At 32.8% G+C, this 15805-nt stretch carries 17 protein-coding genes; 7 read left to right on the forward strand and 10 right to left on the reverse strand.

Annotation, left to right across the window (positions count from 1 at the left end; genetic code table 11):
• Positions 1-24: 24 nt before the first annotated feature.
• From FEF17_RS09195 to FEF17_RS09215, 5 genes are all read right to left on the reverse strand, one after another.
• Positions 25-885 carry an SPFH domain-containing protein gene (locus FEF17_RS09195; protein ID WP_139002033.1) on the reverse strand — a complete coding sequence of 287 codons (861 nt, stop codon included), beginning with the start codon at positions 883-885 and terminating at the stop codon, positions 25-27.
• Between the two features lie 356 nt (positions 886-1241).
• Complete coding sequence (gene lptB, locus FEF17_RS09200; protein WP_139002034.1) at positions 1242-1982, reverse strand: LPS export ABC transporter ATP-binding protein; 741 nt, start codon at positions 1980-1982, stop codon at positions 1242-1244.
• A 90-nt stretch (positions 1983-2072) separates the two neighbouring features.
• The gene (locus FEF17_RS09205) at positions 2073-2420 is read right to left on the reverse strand and encodes a carboxymuconolactone decarboxylase family protein (RefSeq protein WP_139002035.1); all 348 of its coding nucleotides are present in this window, start codon (positions 2418-2420) and stop codon (positions 2073-2075) included.
• Positions 2413-3237 (reverse strand): twin-arginine translocase subunit TatC, encoded by an 825-nt coding sequence (gene tatC / locus FEF17_RS09210; RefSeq protein ID WP_139002036.1) that lies wholly within the window; start codon positions 3235-3237, stop codon positions 2413-2415. The genes FEF17_RS09205 and tatC overlap by 8 nt, the downstream gene beginning before the upstream one ends.
• Entirely contained in the window at positions 3237-4154 is a 918-nt protein-coding gene (locus FEF17_RS09215; protein WP_139002172.1) for a KpsF/GutQ family sugar-phosphate isomerase, read from the reverse strand. The genes tatC and FEF17_RS09215 overlap by 1 nt, the downstream gene beginning before the upstream one ends.
• Positions 4155-4404: 250 nt before the next feature.
• Here FEF17_RS09215 and FEF17_RS09220 point away from each other — a divergent pair, with 250 nt between their 5' ends.
• Positions 4405-6609, forward strand: coding sequence for an ATP-dependent DNA helicase RecQ (locus FEF17_RS09220; RefSeq protein ID WP_139002037.1), 2205 nt, complete (start codon positions 4405-4407; stop codon positions 6607-6609).
• Here the strand turns inward: FEF17_RS09220 and FEF17_RS09225 are convergent.
• The gene (locus FEF17_RS09225; RefSeq protein ID WP_170180989.1) at positions 6606-7124 is read right to left on the reverse strand and encodes a GNAT family N-acetyltransferase; all 519 of its coding nucleotides are present in this window, start codon (positions 7122-7124) and stop codon (positions 6606-6608) included. The two genes, FEF17_RS09220 and FEF17_RS09225, sit on opposite strands and share 4 nt — an antisense overlap.
• 114 nt (positions 7125-7238) lie before the next feature.
• Here FEF17_RS09225 and FEF17_RS09230 point away from each other — a divergent pair, with 114 nt between their 5' ends.
• Positions 7239-8171, forward strand: a complete 933-nt coding sequence (locus tag FEF17_RS09230) for a peptidylprolyl isomerase (RefSeq protein WP_139002039.1) — start codon at positions 7239-7241, stop codon at positions 8169-8171.
• A gap of 164 nt (positions 8172-8335) precedes the next feature.
• Here FEF17_RS09230 and FEF17_RS09235 read toward each other — a convergent pair whose 3' ends face one another.
• The gene (locus FEF17_RS09235) at positions 8336-9283 is read right to left on the reverse strand and encodes an alpha/beta hydrolase family protein (protein WP_139002040.1); all 948 of its coding nucleotides are present in this window, start codon (positions 9281-9283) and stop codon (positions 8336-8338) included.
• Positions 9284-9419: 136 nt separating this feature from the next.
• Here FEF17_RS09235 and FEF17_RS09240 point away from each other — a divergent pair, with 136 nt between their 5' ends.
• Together FEF17_RS09240 and FEF17_RS09245 are read left to right on the forward strand one after the other, a co-directional pair.
• A complete protein-coding gene (locus FEF17_RS09240; protein ID WP_139002041.1) occupies positions 9420-9965 on the forward strand; it encodes a YfiT family bacillithiol transferase in 546 nt (181 codons plus the stop codon).
• A gap of 1 nt (position 9966) precedes the next feature.
• Entirely contained in the window at positions 9967-10452 is a 486-nt protein-coding gene (locus tag FEF17_RS09245) for a GNAT family N-acetyltransferase (RefSeq protein ID WP_139002042.1), read from the forward strand.
• Here FEF17_RS09245 and FEF17_RS09250 read toward each other — a convergent pair.
• Complete coding sequence (locus FEF17_RS09250; RefSeq protein ID WP_139002043.1) at positions 10449-11006, reverse strand: thioredoxin family protein; 558 nt, start codon at positions 11004-11006, stop codon at positions 10449-10451. The genes FEF17_RS09245 and FEF17_RS09250 overlap by 4 nt on opposite strands.
• 46 nt (positions 11007-11052) lie before the next feature.
• Between FEF17_RS09250 and FEF17_RS09255 the strand changes: the two genes are divergently transcribed.
• Genes FEF17_RS09255 through FEF17_RS09265 form a run of 3 tightly spaced genes read left to right on the forward strand, consistent with a single transcriptional unit; the run spans position 11053 to position 13329 of the window.
• On the forward strand, positions 11053-11388 hold the full coding sequence (locus FEF17_RS09255) for a tRNA-binding protein (protein WP_139002044.1): 336 nt from the start codon (positions 11053-11055) through the stop codon (positions 11386-11388).
• A 3-nt stretch (positions 11389-11391) separates the two neighbouring features.
• Positions 11392-12282 carry a bile acid:sodium symporter family protein gene (locus FEF17_RS09260; RefSeq protein WP_139002045.1) on the forward strand — a complete coding sequence of 297 codons (891 nt, stop codon included), beginning with the start codon at positions 11392-11394 and terminating at the stop codon, positions 12280-12282.
• A gap of 57 nt (positions 12283-12339) precedes the next feature.
• Positions 12340-13329, forward strand: coding sequence for a lysophospholipid acyltransferase family protein (locus FEF17_RS09265; RefSeq protein WP_139002046.1), 990 nt, complete (start codon positions 12340-12342; stop codon positions 13327-13329).
• Positions 13330-13382: 53 nt separating this feature from the next.
• Here the strand turns inward: FEF17_RS09265 and FEF17_RS09270 are convergent, their stop codons facing one another.
• Positions 13383-13766, reverse strand: a complete 384-nt coding sequence (locus tag FEF17_RS09270) for a PUR family DNA/RNA-binding protein (RefSeq protein ID WP_139002047.1) — start codon at positions 13764-13766, stop codon at positions 13383-13385.
• A 154-nt stretch (positions 13767-13920) separates the two neighbouring features.
• A complete protein-coding gene (locus tag FEF17_RS09275) occupies positions 13921-15684 on the reverse strand; it encodes an ABC transporter ATP-binding protein (protein ID WP_139002048.1) in 1764 nt (587 codons plus the stop codon).
• Between the last annotated feature and the right edge of the window lie 121 nt (positions 15685-15805).

Consider the following 15805-nt stretch of genomic DNA (forward strand, 5'->3'; position numbering starts at 1 on the left):
TTATTTAAATTGTAAATGTATTGCTTAATGATTTAAAGTACCTGTATTTAAAACAGGAGAAGCGTCTTTATCACCACAAAGAATAACCATTAGATTACTTACCATTGCGGCTTTTCGCTCTTCGTCTAAATCGACAATATTTTTCTTGCCTAGTTCTTCAAGGGCCATTTCAACCATACTAACTGCGCCTTCCACTATTTTATGTCGGGCTGCTACAATGGCCGTTGCTTGTTGACGCTTTAACATGGCATTTGCAATTTCTTGCGCATATGCCAAATAGCCTATTCTAGCTTCCAAAACTTCAATACCTGCAATTGACAAGCGCTCATCTATTTCTTTTTCTAATGTTTCACTAACCTCATTTACGCTAGATCGTAAGGTAATATCCTCCGTATGTCCTTCATCAGCAAAATTATCATAAGGGTACATACTAGCCAGTTTACGAACAGCCGCATCCGTTTGTACACGCACAAAATTCTCAAAATTATCTACATCAAAGGCTGCCTTGTAAGTGTCTTTAACCCTCCAAACTAAAATCGTACTAATCATAATAGGGTTTCCTAATTTATCATTTACTTTTAATCGTTCGCTGTCAAAGTTACTAGCACGTAGGGATATTTTCTTCTTGGTGTAAAATGGGTTTACCCAATAGAAACCATTTTTATTTATGGTGCCAACATATTTCCCAAAAAGTAATAATACTCTTGAGTTATTAGGCTGAACCATTATAAATCCAGGAGCAATAAATATAGCTAGAATTACAGATATGATAAAAATTAAGTTCTCAGCTATTATAATAGATGCGATACCTCCAAAAAACAGAATTAAAAAAATGAACAGCATAAGATATCCATTGGCAGGAGTAATAATTTTTTCTTGTTTCATGATTAAAAATTTAAAATGATATTATTATGATATCATAAAAATATAATAAATCTTTTAATACTCAAAATTTTTCTGCTTGTTTTAAAGTTAGATTGATATAAAAATAAACGTAACATGATTAATTCTAGATTCTTATCGTTCAATGTCTGGTTGAGTGCAGTCGAACCCTTTTAAACTTTTGATTATTTGAGACCCTTCGACTGCTCTCAAGGCTAACAATGATCGGTTTTTTTATTATTCTGGAATATAGAGTTACTGAATAGTTTTTTTCAAAATAGTGCCTAGCATAAAGTGTCTCCAAATATGAAGAGCAAATTATTTTAAATGAAATTGATTTATACCAATAGCTAAACTAACTAATCTCGAATTTTCTTTTTGCGCAACTCAAAATTCTGTCCTAAGTAGACTTTACGAACCATAGCATCATTGGCAAGTTCTTCTGGTTCACCTGCTTTAAGGATGCTACCTTCAAACATTAAATACGTTCTATCTGTAATTGCCAATGTTTCCTGTACATTGTGATCGGTAATAAGAATGCCTATATTTTTTTTGGTAAGTTGGGCAACAATACGTTGAATGTCTTCAACAGCTACTGGATCTACCCCTGCGAATGGTTCATCTAGAAGAATAAAACTTGGGTCCGTTGCTAAAGCTCGGGCTATTTCTGTTCTACGTCGTTCTCCACCAGAAAGTAAATCGCCTCTATTCTTGCGAATATGTCCTAACCCAAACTCCTCAATAAGAGATTCCATCTTATCATGTTGTTGTTTTTTACTAAGTTTAGTAAGTTGCAACACACTTAAAATATTATCCTCAATGCTTAATTTTCTAAAAACCGAAGCTTCCTGAGCTAAATATCCAATACCATTTTGAGCGCGCTTATACATTGGGAATTTAGTTATCTCCTGATCGTCTAGGTAAATATGGCCCCCATTGGGTTTAATAAGTCCAACAATCATATAAAAAGATGTTGTCTTTCCAGCACCATTTGGACCTAAAAGCCCTACAATTTCACCTTGTTTTACTTCAAGAGAAACATCTTTAACTACTTTCCGTCCACTATAGGACTTCATTAAATTTTCGGCTTTTAAAATCATATGCATTTACTCGATAATCGAGATTTAAACGCTAAAAATAGTAAAATCATATAGAAGACCATTTTTAGCTAAGATAATTTTATCGTTTTTTTAACCTTGTTGTTCCAAAGCATCCCAAAACTCATAGGCCCGACGTAAATGAGGAATTACAATAGTACCGCCAACCAATGTTGCTATACTTAATGCTTCAACAACTTCCTCTTTAGTTAAGCCTTCTCTATAGCTGGTTTCTAAATGATATTTAACACAGTCGTCACAACGGAGTACCGCCGAGGCTACTAAACCAAGTAATTCTTTGGTTTTAATATCAAGAGCCCCTTCAAGATAAGCATTGGTGTCCAGATTGAAAATACGCTTTATCACTTTATTATTATCAGAAAGAATTTTATCATTCATTCTTTCGCGATAGTCATTAAATTCTTCAACTATATTAGGCATGCTGTTTTTCTTTTCTTTTTTGATTTCTAATAACAATTTTAGAAATGTAAATACTTACTTGATATAATACTAAAATAGGAATTGCTACAATTACTTGACTTGCAATATCTGGTGGTGTAATTACCGCAGAAAGTATAAGTACAATAACAAGAGCGTATTTTCTATATTTCCTTAGTATTTTTGGAGTTACTAATCCAATTTTCGTTAAGAAGTAAATGATAATAGGTAACTCAAATATTAATCCTGAAGCCAAAGCAGATGAACGAACAAGTGCGATATAAGAACTAATATCTATCTGATTATCTACGATTTCAGAAATACTGTAATTAGCCAAAAAGTTTATGGATAATGGAGTTACAATATAATAACCGAATAATACTCCAATAAAAAATAGCATTGACGAAATAATGATGAAACCACGAGAATGTTTTCTTTCATTGGCATGTAAACCGGGACTAATAAATTTCCAAAGTTGATAAATAACGTAAGGGAAGGAGATAACAAAACCTCCTAAAATTGCGGTCCATATATCTGCAGAAAACTGTCCTGCCATAGTTCTGTTTTGTAATATCAAAGGAATTTTTTCATTACAAAACGTTGTGTCAAAATTTATAAAAGTGGCTGTTTTACATAAGAAATCATAAGTTGGAAAACTCATCTCCAGTGGAGCAAAAATAATGGTGTTGAATATGAACCTGCTAAAAATAAACGCGAAAGTGGCAACGATAACCACCGACATTACAATTCTTATTAAATGCCAGCGTAAATCTTCCAGATGGTCTAAAAAAGACATCTCGTTAATGTTCTTTTTAGCCATTATATAATTCCTTCTTTTATTAAGTCGTGTAAATGAACGACTCCAGCATACTTGCCATTATCTTCAACCAGTAATTGCGAGATGCCATTGGTTTCCATAACCTCTAAAGCATCTACTGCCATAGCTTCAGCATCAATAAGTTTAGGGTTTTTACTCATAATGTCCTTTGCTGTTAACAATGTGAAATCATCAGATTTCGAGAGCATTCGCCTCAAATCTCCATCAGTAATAATGCCAATTACTTTGTCATTTTCAATAACAGCCGTAACTCCAAGCATTTTTTCAGAAATTTCAATGATAACCTCTTTTATACCTGTATTACTGGATACTTCAGGTTTTTCATTCGCAGACGAAATATCTTGAACCCTTAGGTATAGCTTTTTGCCAAGTGCACCGCCTGGGTGGTATTTGGCAAAATCATTACTCGAAAATCCTCTTAATTCCAATAAACAAACAGCCAGTGCATCTCCCATAACCAATTGGGCAGTTGTGCTAGTAGTTGGAGCTAAATTATTGGGACAAGCTTCTTTTTCCACATAAGTATTTAAAACATAATCGGCATTAAGACCCAAAAAGGAATCTTTATTTCCAGTTAGTGCAATCATTTTGTTTTTAGCACTTTTAATTAATGGAACTAGTACCTTGATTTCTGGTGTATTACCGCTTTTTGAAATACAAATGACCACATCATCTTTTAGAATTAATCCTAAGTCTCCGTGAATAGCATCCGCAGCATGCATAAAAACAGAAGGTGTTCCTGTAGAATTTAATGTAGCTACTATTTTATTAGCTATAATAGCACTCTTTCCAATTCCTGTAATAATGACTCGTCCTTTCGATTTATAAATCAATTCTACTGCATCAGAAAAATCGCTATTTAACAAATTAGACAAGTTTGAAATAGATTGACTTTCCATTTCAATAGTTTGTTTCGCAGTATTAATGATAGAATCTTTGTAATTCAAAATTTATTATTTTTATGGTTGATGCTTTTAAAGATTTTGTTATCTTTAATGTTAGTCAAATAAAAATTTATTTGATTTAAAAAATTTCGTTACAAAACTAACGAAAAAAAAATGAGGGTTCTCTATTAGATTACTAAATTAATTAATGGCATTTTAAGTGTTTAATAGGTCTTTAAAAGCATAAATTAATTGTATTTATTTCATGTTGACGGCAAAAAGTGACTTACACGCTGCACTAAAAAAATATTTTGGATTTTCTAAATTCAAAGGGTTGCAAGAGGGGGTTGTTGAGAGTATATTATCTGGAAATCATACGTTTGTAATAATGCCGACTGGTGGAGGAAAATCCCTTTGCTACCAGCTTCCTGCATTAATGCAGGAGGGGACAGCAATAGTAGTTTCTCCTCTAATAGCATTAATGAAAAATCAAGTAGATGCCATTCGCGGTGTGTCTGATGAAGAAGGTGTTGCCCATGTATTAAATTCTTCCTTAAATAAAACAGAGGTAAAACGGGTAAAAGAAGACATTGTAAATGGGGTTACTAAACTTCTTTATGTTGCCCCAGAATCTCTAACAAAGGAAGAAAATGTAGAGTTTCTCCGTTCGGTTAAAATTTCTTTTATGGCGATAGATGAAGCCCATTGTATAAGTGAATGGGGTCATGACTTTAGACCAGAATACAGAAACTTGCGGCACATTATAGGTCGTATTGGTGATAATATTCCAATTATTGGTTTAACGGCAACAGCAACACCAAAAGTACAAGAAGATATTATTAAAAATCTTGGAATTGGTGGGGCAAAAACATTTAAAGCCTCCTTTAATAGACCAAACTTATATTATGAAGTACGGCCAAAAACCAAGAATGTTGATGCCGATATCATTCGTTTTGTTAAACAGCATGAGGGTAAATCTGGTATTGTTTATTGCTTAAGCAGAAAACGTGTTGAAGAATTAGCCCAAGTACTTCAAGTTAATGGTATTAAAGCTGTACCGTATCATGCAGGGCTAGATGCCAAGTCTAGATCAAACCATCAAGATATGTTCCTAATGGAGGATATAGATGTTGTTGTAGCAACCATTGCCTTTGGAATGGGGATAGATAAACCCGATGTGCGTTTTGTTATTCATCATGATATTCCAAAAAGTATAGAAAGCTATTATCAAGAAACAGGACGTGCTGGAAGAGATGGTGGAGAAGGTCATTGTTTAGCATATTATACTTATAAAGACATTGAAAAGTTAGAGAAATTTATGTCTGGTAAACCTGTTGCAGAACAAGAAATAGGGCAAGCCCTTTTGCAAGAAGTTGTGGCTTTTGCGGAAACATCAATTTCCCGTAGAAAATTTATTCTTCATTATTTTGGAGAAGAGTTTGATAATGAAACTGGTGAAGGTGGCGATATGGATGACAATGTAAGACACCCAAAAAAGAAACATGAAGCAAAAGAAGAGGTAAAACTATTATTAGAAACGATTAATAAAACAAACGAAAAATATAAATCTAAGGATTTGGTAAATGTGATTGTTGGTAAAGAAAATGCCTTAATTAATTCACATAAAACGAACGAGCAGTCATTTTTCGGTAAAGGAAAAGATAAAGACAATAAATATTGGATGGCACTTTTGCGACAAGTTTTAGTTGCAGGTTATCTAAGAAAAGATATTGAAACCTATGGCGTCATAAAACTTCATGATTCTGGTCGATCATTTATTGATAAGCCAGTGTCTTTTATGATGACCGAAGATCATATTTTCGAAGGCGAGCAGGAAGACGGTAGTATTATTACTGCGGCTAAAGGTGGTGGAGCAGTGGCTGACGAGGTTTTAATGGGCATGTTAAAAGATTTACGTAAAAAGAACGCTAAAAAACTTGGCGTTCCGCCTTTTGTAATTTTTCAAGATCCTTCGCTTGAAGATATGTCTTTAAAATACCCAATTACTGTTGAAGAGTTAGGGAATGTGCATGGTGTTGGTGATGGTAAAGCGAAAAAGTATGGTAAAGACTTCGTTAATTTAATTGCCAATTATGTTGAAGAAAATGATATTATCCGTCCCGATGATATGGTGGTTAAGTCTACTGGAAGTAATTCTTCACTCAAACTCTATATTATCCAAAACATTGATAGAAAATTACCATTAGACGATATTGCATCTTCCAAAGGGATGTCTATGGAAGATTTTATAAAAGAAATGGAAGTAATCGTTTATTCTGGAACCAAATTGAACATTGATTATTGGTTACATGATATTTTAGATGAAGATCAGCAAGAAGAAATTCATGATTATTTTATGGAGTCTGAAACAGATGATATAGATGATGCCATTGAAGAGTTTGATGGCGATTATGACGACGAAGAACTAAGATTGTTTAGAATCAAGTTTATTAGTGAAGTAGCTAATTAAAAGGCCTTACTCATTACCGAAAATTCAAAATTCTGATTTAAGATACCAAAGATATGTGTTCCTAATTTGTGGTATCCATAGCGTTCATAAAATCTAATAGCTTTAGGATTATCTACATAAACAGAAAGCCATAGATAGTTAGATTCTATTCGTTTTACTTCTTCAAAAATTTCATTTTGTAATAAATGCCCAATTTTACGATTTAAAAAGTCGTTAAGCACATAAATACGCTGTAGTTCTGAAACTTTTTCATCCTCTATAAATTTAGAAGGCGAATTTTTAATTAATTTGGCATATCCAACAGGAAGATTATCTAAAAAAGCTAACCAATATACATTATTGTCATCATTTAATTTTTTTGTCAAAGCTTCAATAGAAAATGATTTTGCGAAATAACTAATAAGGTTTTCATTATTATGAAACAGATGACCGAATGCTTCTCTAAATGTTACTCGCGCTAAGAGGGCTAAAGGAATTACGTCCTTAACAGTTGCTTTTCGAACTAAAATATTCACTATGCTTAATTTATTATTTAAATATATCTATTTTTTAATAAATACTTTTTAACGCAGCCTATATACTTCTAACTTAGTTTTCTATCTTTGCACTTTCTTAAAAAAAATAGAATCATGCAAGACGGATTATACGCAAAATTTAATACGACAAAAGGCGAAATTTTAGTCGCTTTAGAATATCAAAAAACACCTGGAACCGTAGGCAACTTTGTTGCTTTGGCTGAAGGTAATGTAGAGAACGCTGTAAAGCCACAAGGGACACCATATTACGACGGGTTAAAATTCCACAGAGTTATACCAGATTTCATGATACAAGGAGGATGTCCGCAAGGTTCTGGGGCTGGGAATCCAGGGTATAAGTTTGATGATGAGTTTCATTCAGATTTAAAACACGATGGGCCAGGGGTTTTATCTATGGCTAATGCGGGACCTGGAACCAACGGAAGTCAGTTTTTTATAACCCATGTTGAAACACCTTGGTTAGATAATAAACATACTGTTTTTGGTAAAGTTGAAATTGGACAAGATGTGGTTGATGCTATCGCTCAAGGAGATGCTATCGAGAGTTTAGAGATTGTAAGAGTTGGTTCAGAAGCTGAATCTTTTAATGCTGTTGAGGCTTTTAGAACGTTTGAAGGTTCAAGAGAAAAAAGATTAGCTGAAGAAAAAGCAAAAGCAGAAGCAGAACTTGAAAAAATTGCTGCAGGCTTTAGTAAAACTGAGAGTGGATTACGTTATCAAATTATTCAAAACGGTGATGGAATCAAAGTAGAAAAAGGACAAACGGTATCTGTGCATTATAAAGGTCAGTTATCTGATGGGACTGTTTTTGATTCTTCATATAAGCGTAACGCTCCAATCGATTTTCCTCTAGGAGTAGGACAAGTTATTCCAGGATGGGATGAAGGTATTGGCTTATTAAAAGTAGGTGATAAGGCACGTTTAGTTATTCCTAGTCATTTAGGGTATGGAAGTGCTGGAGCAGGTGGTGTTATACCACCAGATGCAACTCTTGTTTTTGATGTGGAATTGATGGATGTGAAATAGTTTTAAGATCACATTTTATATTTAAGTGATTCTCGATGTAGTTTAACTTGAATGTTAGGTGTTTTATGATAAGAGTAGACGAAAAGAGGTATTCATTTTAATTAAATGAATATCTCTTTCTGTTTTCGTTAATCGCTGGATAATTGATTAGTATTTATTTTATTCTATCTTCCATGAGGTTCCATATTTGGATGCGTATTTAGGTCTTTTACATAGTAATCAAGAAAATCTTTCGCGTTTTCGTTTACCTCTTGGTCATACTCTGAAAGACCATGATCGCCGCCTTCATAAAAATGTAATCTAAAAGGGTGTTTCTTTGCATATAAAGAATCTGCCATGTCTAATGCGTCCTTTGGAGAGACACGCCAATCACCAGAGCCGTGTAATAATAAAATTGGCGTGGTTTTACAAAGTTTATCGGTCCAATATATAGCCGAACGTTTTTTTAATTCGGCTTCCTTATTAGTTTTATAATTTGGAAGTAATTCCGAAAAAACATATTTTTCCATTTCGGGCCTTTCTTCTATATTCCTAAAGCTATTTGCCATACCAGCTCCAATTATTGCTGCTTTAAATTTACAGGATTCAGAAATTGCCCGATAAGTCATTAGACCGCCTCGACTCCATCCATAAATTCCTATTCTAGAAGTGTCAGCTTCTTTTAAATTGTCTAATAATGGTATAAGATTATGGATGTCATTAACGTCTGTGCCTCCAAATTCTTCCATGCCTTCACTGCCGCCACCGCCACGATAGTTACTTGCAATAACGGTATAACCCCATTGGGACATGCTACGAAGGACATAAGTTGCTCCAATGTCATTAAATGCTCCAAAATCTCTGTTACCTCCTCTATTGTAAATTATTACTGGGTAAGATCCTGACTCTTTTGGTGTTGATAGATATCCATTTATTTTTAAGCCATTAGATTCATAAGTGATTTTAAATAGTTTTGTTGAGGTAAAAACTGTTTTAAACTTATTCCGTTCAAGAAATTTTTGTTTTATCGAATCAGGAAGATTAACTATATCTTTATGAAGCAACCTTCCATTTTGAGCAAATCCTGTTTGGACAACAAAAACAATTAAGGCTATTTTAAATAGACATTTCATAGTTACTTTTTTAATTAATAGGAAATTTAGGCTAGAGAAATAGGGTTCTTAATTTAATAGTCTCATATTAAATCAAGTTAAAGATATAAATTTGAGGATTACTTTTTGATAAACTTTCAATTTAATATCTTTAAGCATGACAAAAGAAGAACTCGAATTTTTACGATACCCAATAGGAAGATTTAAACTGCCCGATAACATTACTTCAAATAAAATTAAGGAATGGATTACTGTTTTAGAACAGTTTCCTATTCGTTTTGAAGCATTGGTTAAGCACCTAACAAAGGAGCAATTAGACACATGTTACAGACCGGATGGGTGGACCGTTAGACAAGTGGTTCATCATGTTTCTGATAGTCATCATCACAGTTATACACGCTTTAAGTGGGCATTAACAGAGGATAAACCACTCATTAAAGCATACAACGAAGCTGATTGGGCTGAGTTAAGCGATAGCAAAACAGCGCCTATACAAATGTCTTTAGAACATTTAAAAGCAGTTCATTATAAATTGGTTTATTTATTAAAGTCCTTAGGCGATGAAGATTTAAACAAATCTTTTATGCATCCAGAAACTAATTCTGAAGTGTTATTAAAAGTTAATATCGGCGTTTACGCATGGCACGGTAATCACCATTATGCGCATATTGAGAACTTGTTAAAACGAAAAGGTTGGCTGTAAAATGATTAGGTCTTTTCATAAAAATGATCTTAAGGAGCTACTCGAAATTTACAATTACTATGTAGTAAATACTTCGGTTACTTTTGATATTGAACCACTTTCAATCGAAACTTTTTCAGATAAGGTTAATAGAATTAAGACAGATTATCCGTTTCTGGTTTACCTTGAAAACAATGAGATTTTAGGCTTCGCCTACGGAAGTAGATTTCGACCTAAACCGGCTTATGATTTTGTTGTAGAATCAACGGTTTACGTTGGACATAATGCTCATGGAAAGCAAATAGGCACAAAGCTATATGCCGAACTATTACAGCAACTAAAACAAACTAAATTACATACGGTTTTAGGTGTTTTAACTATACCCAATGATGCGAGTATTAAACTTCATGAGAAATTTGGTTTTAAACAGGTTGCCAATTTAGAAGAAGTTGGTTTTAAATTTGGTAAGTGGCATAATGTTGGTATTTGGCAGTTAAAACTAGTTTAAAGTTTCCATTTAATATTGCACCCAATACTGGGTTTTTGAGTTTCAGTATTTTCTATACCGCCCAGTAAACATTCTATAGCATGTCTTAAATCTTTACCCGATAAAGGAATTCCATTACCAGGTCTTGAATCATCAAGTTGACCACGATAATTGAGTTTCAAGTTTGCGTTAAAAAGATATAAATCTGGTGTGCAAGCTGCATCATATGCTTTTGCTATATCTTGTGTTTCATCATAAAGATAAGGAAATGGATAACCTTCAGAAACAGCATGTCTTTTCATTTTGTTCGGTCCATCTTGTGGGTAATTTTCAACATCGTTACTAGAAATTGCGATAAAAGAAATTCCTTTGGATTGATAATCGTTTGCAAGTAAAACCAATTCAGAATTTATATGAATTACAAAAGGACAGTGGTTACAAATAAACATAATAACAGTACCTTTTGAACCTTTTAAATCGTTAAGATTCAGTATTTTATCTGAAACTGTATCTTGAAGTGAAAAATCTGGAGCAATAGTTCCTAACGGAAGCATATTTGAAGGGGTACGAGCCATAGTCTTTATTTTTATCAAAGTTCGTTAAAATTTGTATTTTTAAAAAATGGACAGCACAATTACTTTTGAAGATTTTACCAAGGTGGATTTGCGAGTAGGAACCATTATTGAAGTTAATAATTTTCCTGAAGCTAGAAATCCGGCTTATCAATTAACTATTGATTTCGGGGATTTAGGCATTAAGAAGTCTTCAGCTCAAATCACGAGACTTTATAAAAAAGAAGATTTGCTTCAAAGACAAATAGTTGCCGTTGTAAACTTTCCAAAAAAACAAATTGCTAAGTTTAAAAGTGAATGCTTAGTTCTGGGAGTTGTTAAGGATAAAGACGTTATTCTTTTACATCCAGAAACAAAAGTGAAGAATGGAAGTACTGTAGCATAACGTATGCAAAATATAGATACTGCTAAAATAAATTTTGATACTACGGGGCTTTGGGTTTTAAACATAGCATTAGCTGTTGTTATGTTTGGAGTAGCTCTCGGTATTACCTTAAATGACTTTAAAAGTTTGTTTAAGCACCCCAAGCTAGTTGTAATTGGAGTCGTTTCTCAATTTATATTACTGCCATTAGTAACCTTTGGTTTTATTGTTTTAATAAAACCGCAACCCAGCATTGCTTTAGGGATGCTATTAGTTGCGGCTTGCCCTGGTGGAAATATATCAAATTTCATGACGCATTTGGCTAAAGGGAATACTGCTCTTTCCGTTAGCTTAACTGCTTTTGCTACGTTAATTGCCATTTTCATGACACCGTTTAATTTTCAGATATATGGTAACCTATATGGCCCTACTGCGCAATTATTGAAAGAGGTGGCACTAAATCCTTTACAGCTTTTAGAATTGGTGTTACTTATTTTAGGCGTGCCTTTAATATTGGGTATGATTGTAAGATATAAGTTTGAAAAACTAGCATTTAAACTTTCTAAAGTATTAAAACCTTTGTCAATTATAGTTTTTGTGACAATAGTTGTTATTGCATTTTCAAACAATATAGATGTTTTTAATGCTTATATACATCATGTTTTGTTATTAGGGGTGTCTCATAATATTCTTGCAATAGTTCTAGGACTAATTCTAGCAAAATTATTTAGTCTATCTTTTAAAGATCAAAAAACAATTGCCATAGAAACAGGAATACAAAATTCTGGTTTGGGGTTATTACTAATCTTTACTTTTTTTGAAGGGTTAGGAGGAATGGCCATACTAGCTGCATTTTGGGGGATTTGGCATATTATTTCTGGATTAATCTTGGCCTTTTATTGGTCTAAAAAATAAAAATATTTGGTAGTATTGAAACGACTTTGGTTATATAGTGTAAGGGCATATTTAAAATTGGGTTTATTCTTTTATTTTAAAAAAATACAAGTTTTTAATTTAAATAATGTTCCAAAAGATAAACCAGTTCTTTTTTTGGCGAATCATCAAAATGCGCTATTAGACCCGCTCTTAATTGCTACCAATTGCAATCGGTTTTTATATTTTTTAACGAGAGCTGGTGTATTTAAAAAAGCTTTCATCAGTAAAATTTTTGCGAGCTTGCAAATGCTTCCCGTTTATAGAATAAGAGATGGTTGGAGTAATTTAACCAATAATACGGCTATTTTTAATAGGTGCTCCTACTTATTAAGTAAGAATGAGGCTATTTTGATTTTTCCAGAAGGGAGCCATAATATAGTTAGAACGGTTCGTCCATTAAGTAAGGGTTTCACGCGCATTGTGTTTGATACATTGGATAAATACCCAGATACTGATTTACATTTAATACCCGTTGGATTAAATTTTATAAATTCAATGGGTTTTCCAGATAGTACTGCCATTTATTATGGAGAACCAATTCGAGCGAAAGATTTTGTTTTTAAAGACAAGAATACCAGTATAGTAAAATTGAAAACCCGAATTCAACTTGAACTTTCAAAATTAACAACCCATATACCGAGCAATCAGTATAGTTTAAATCTTGAAAAGTTAAATCAACTCAATGTCGATTTTTTAAAGCCTACTGAGGTTAATAAATGTCTGCAAAGTAATTTTCAGGATTGTAAACCAAAACAAAAAGACAACGCTTTAGGTTTGAAACGTATTTTAAAATTTTTATTAAAGACGAACCTAATAGGTCCTTATGTTGTGTGGAGATTTAGAGTTAAGCCAAAAATAAAGGAAATTGAATTCATATCTACCTTTAGGTTTGCATTAGCCATAACATTAGTCCCATTATGGATTTTTATACTGGTTTTTACCCTAGCATATTGTTTTGGATGGACCATTGCTATGGGTTATTTGGTGGCAACAATAATTCTTGCTTTATTGGCAGTTAAAGTATAAAAAAAGCTGCAATTTTTTGTTTGCAGCTTCATAGTATTTTTTACTAAAATTTACTAAATATCATCGAAATCTATATCTGTAAAACTATCTGAAGATTTTGGAGCTTCTTCTGTAGCAGTAGGAGTTTCATCATATTCTTTTTTGAAATCTTTTTGATGACGTTCACTAATAACTTCATCACCTTTTTCACTTATGATATAGTCAGTCATTTCTGCTAAAATTTCTTTAAATTCAGCAAAGTCTTCTTTGTAAATGTATATTTTATGCTTTTTGTAGTGAAAAGATCCATCGTCGTTTGTGAACTTTTTACTTTCTGTAATTGTTAGGTAATAATCTTCAGCTTTCGTCGCTCTAACATCAAAAAAATAGGTGCGCCTTCCTGCTCTAAGTACTTTCGAAAAAATTTCCTCTCTCTCCATCATATCATTGTTATTCATAGTTAATTTGAATTTTATTGAATTAGCATTGTGTTCATCAAAAATCTAAAAAAAACCGAAACTAACCAACATTTTTTGAAGTTTCTTTTTTAGATACTCACTTTTATTGCATTTTATTTAATAAAGATTTAATAATTACTAGGTTTAAAAGTAATTATGAAGTACCAGAAGTGTTTTCACTAAGCTGTTTCAAATAAAGATCTTTGTAATAACCAGCTATATTAACAAGGGTTTCATGCGTTCCTTCCTGAACTATTTCACCACCGTCTAATACAATTATTTTATCAGCATTTTTGGCTGAAGACACCCGGTGACTAACTATTATGGTGGTCTTTCCTTTAGATATCTTGTTTAGGTTTTTTAAAATTTTCTCTTCGGTTTCCGTGTCAACTGCAGACAAACAATCGTCAAACAAAAGTATTTCTGGAGACTTAATTATGGCTCTAGCAATAGATACCCGTTGTTTTTGACCACCAGATAGGGTAATGCCGCGTTCTCCTAAAACAGTGTCGTAGCCATTATTAAATTTAATAATGTTTTTATGTACTTGGGCATTTTTTGCAGCATTAATAACGTCATCTTCTGTTGCAGTCTCTTTCCCAAATTTAATATTGTTTTTTATGGTATCTGAAAATAAGAAAGCATCTTGTGGTACATAACCAATACTATCTCTTAAATTGGTTAAATTATGCTTATTAAGACTAATATCATTAATTTTTATACTACCAGAATCAATGTCGTATAAACGTCCAATTAAATCTAGTATGGTCGATTTTCCAGAGCCAGTTTTTCCTAAAATTGCTAACGTTTCTCCTTGCTTTATACTGAAGGTTACATTTTTAAGAGCTTGAATATTCGTGTCATCATAAGTAAAAGAAACATTGTTAAAAACAATATTTCCAGAAGCGTTTGTAGTGGCTTCTGTGGTGTTTGTTATTTCTGGTTTAATCTTCAAAAACTCATTAATACGTTTCTGCGAAGCTTCTGCTTGCTGAATTATGGATGTTACCCAGCCAACTGTGGCTACTGGCCATGTAAGCATGTTAACGTAAATAATAAATTCTGCAATGGTACCTAAACTTTCTATCTCGCCATTTATGTATTGCATACCACCTATATAAATGACGAGAAGGTTACTCGCTCCAATAAGCAAAATCATCATAGGGAAAAACCAAGCTTGTACTTTAACAAGGCTAATTTGCTTTGCTTTACTTTGAGACGCAAGCGTAATAAAATTTGACGATGTTTGCGGTTCTATGCCATAAGCTTTTATAACAGAAATTCCACTAAAAGACTCTTGTGTAAAAGTTGATAATTTAGATAGGTATTCTTGTACGATAGTACTTCGTTTATGTATTTCCTTACTCAATTTATAGATGATAACCGATAAAATTGGCAATGGTAATATCGTGTATAGGGTCAATTTAGGAGAAGCGTTAATCATGTAAATAATTACAATTACAAAAAGCGCTATAGTATTAATACTATACATAATGGCTGGCCCTGCATACATGCGTACACGACCAACATCCTCACTAATGCGATTCATTAAATCGCCTGTTCTGTTTTTTTTATAAAAATTTAAAGATAGCTTTTGATATTGGGCATATATCTCATTTTTTAAATCGTATTCAATATAACGAGACACATTAATAATGGTTTGCCGCATAAAAAAGGTTAGGATCGCACCAATTGCAGCTGCTCCAATTATGTATGCAATGGCTTCTGATAATTCGTATTTAAATACCTCTTTACTTATTTCTCCGCTTGAACCCCTCTCAATGGCTACAAATATTTTTTTTACGTAACGAGGAGTGAAGAGTAAAAATATTCTAGCCGCAATTGTTATAATAATGCCAACAATTAAATAGAATTTATATTTTAAAAAGTATTTATTTAAGTGTTGTAATTCTTTCATTAAAGTATTGGTGCATTCTAAAAATGAGTTAGCAAAGATAAGGTAATATTCGGTTATAAATATTGGTAAAGAGTCAAGGACTTGTTAAAAATAACCTAAAGTCCTGAAAGGATTAATTAAA

Source organism: Hyunsoonleella aestuarii, from assembly GCF_006148925.1.
GTDB lineage: Bacteria > Bacteroidota > Bacteroidia > Flavobacteriales > Flavobacteriaceae > Algibacter_D > Algibacter_D aestuarii.

What these genes read in the sequence shown, in the direction of transcription:
- FEF17_RS09195 (WP_139002033.1), bottom strand. Translation starts at nt 885, where the DNA reads ATGAAACAAGAAAAAATTATTACTCCTGCCAATGGATATCTTATGCTG.
- lptB (WP_139002034.1), bottom strand. Translation starts at nt 1,982, where the DNA reads ATGATTTTAAAAGCCGAAAATTTAATGAAGTCCTATAGTGGACGGAAA.
- FEF17_RS09205 (WP_139002035.1), bottom strand. Translation starts at nt 2,420, where the DNA reads ATGCCTAATATAGTTGAAGAATTTAATGACTATCGCGAAAGAATGAAT.
- tatC (WP_139002036.1), bottom strand. Translation starts at nt 3,237, where the DNA reads ATGGCTAAAAAGAACATTAACGAGATGTCTTTTTTAGACCATCTGGAA.
- FEF17_RS09215 (WP_139002172.1), bottom strand. Translation starts at nt 4,154, where the DNA reads ATGGAAAGTCAATCTATTTCAAACTTGTCTAATTTGTTAAATAGCGAT.
- FEF17_RS09220 (WP_139002037.1), top strand. Translation starts at nt 4,405, where the DNA reads ATGTTGACGGCAAAAAGTGACTTACACGCTGCACTAAAAAAATATTTT.
- FEF17_RS09230 (WP_139002039.1), top strand. Translation starts at nt 7,239, where the DNA reads ATGCAAGACGGATTATACGCAAAATTTAATACGACAAAAGGCGAAATT.
- FEF17_RS09235 (WP_139002040.1), bottom strand. Translation starts at nt 9,283, where the DNA reads ATGAAATGTCTATTTAAAATAGCCTTAATTGTTTTTGTTGTCCAAACA.
- FEF17_RS09240 (WP_139002041.1), top strand. Translation starts at nt 9,420, where the DNA reads ATGACAAAAGAAGAACTCGAATTTTTACGATACCCAATAGGAAGATTT.
- FEF17_RS09245 (WP_139002042.1), top strand. Translation starts at nt 9,967, where the DNA reads ATGATTAGGTCTTTTCATAAAAATGATCTTAAGGAGCTACTCGAAATT.
- FEF17_RS09250 (WP_139002043.1), bottom strand. Translation starts at nt 11,006, where the DNA reads ATGGCTCGTACCCCTTCAAATATGCTTCCGTTAGGAACTATTGCTCCA.
- FEF17_RS09255 (WP_139002044.1), top strand. Translation starts at nt 11,053, where the DNA reads ATGGACAGCACAATTACTTTTGAAGATTTTACCAAGGTGGATTTGCGA.
- FEF17_RS09260 (WP_139002045.1), top strand. Translation starts at nt 11,392, where the DNA reads ATGCAAAATATAGATACTGCTAAAATAAATTTTGATACTACGGGGCTT.
- FEF17_RS09270 (WP_139002047.1), bottom strand. Translation starts at nt 13,766, where the DNA reads ATGAATAACAATGATATGATGGAGAGAGAGGAAATTTTTTCGAAAGTA.
- FEF17_RS09275 (WP_139002048.1), bottom strand. Translation starts at nt 15,684, where the DNA reads ATGAAAGAATTACAACACTTAAATAAATACTTTTTAAAATATAAATTC.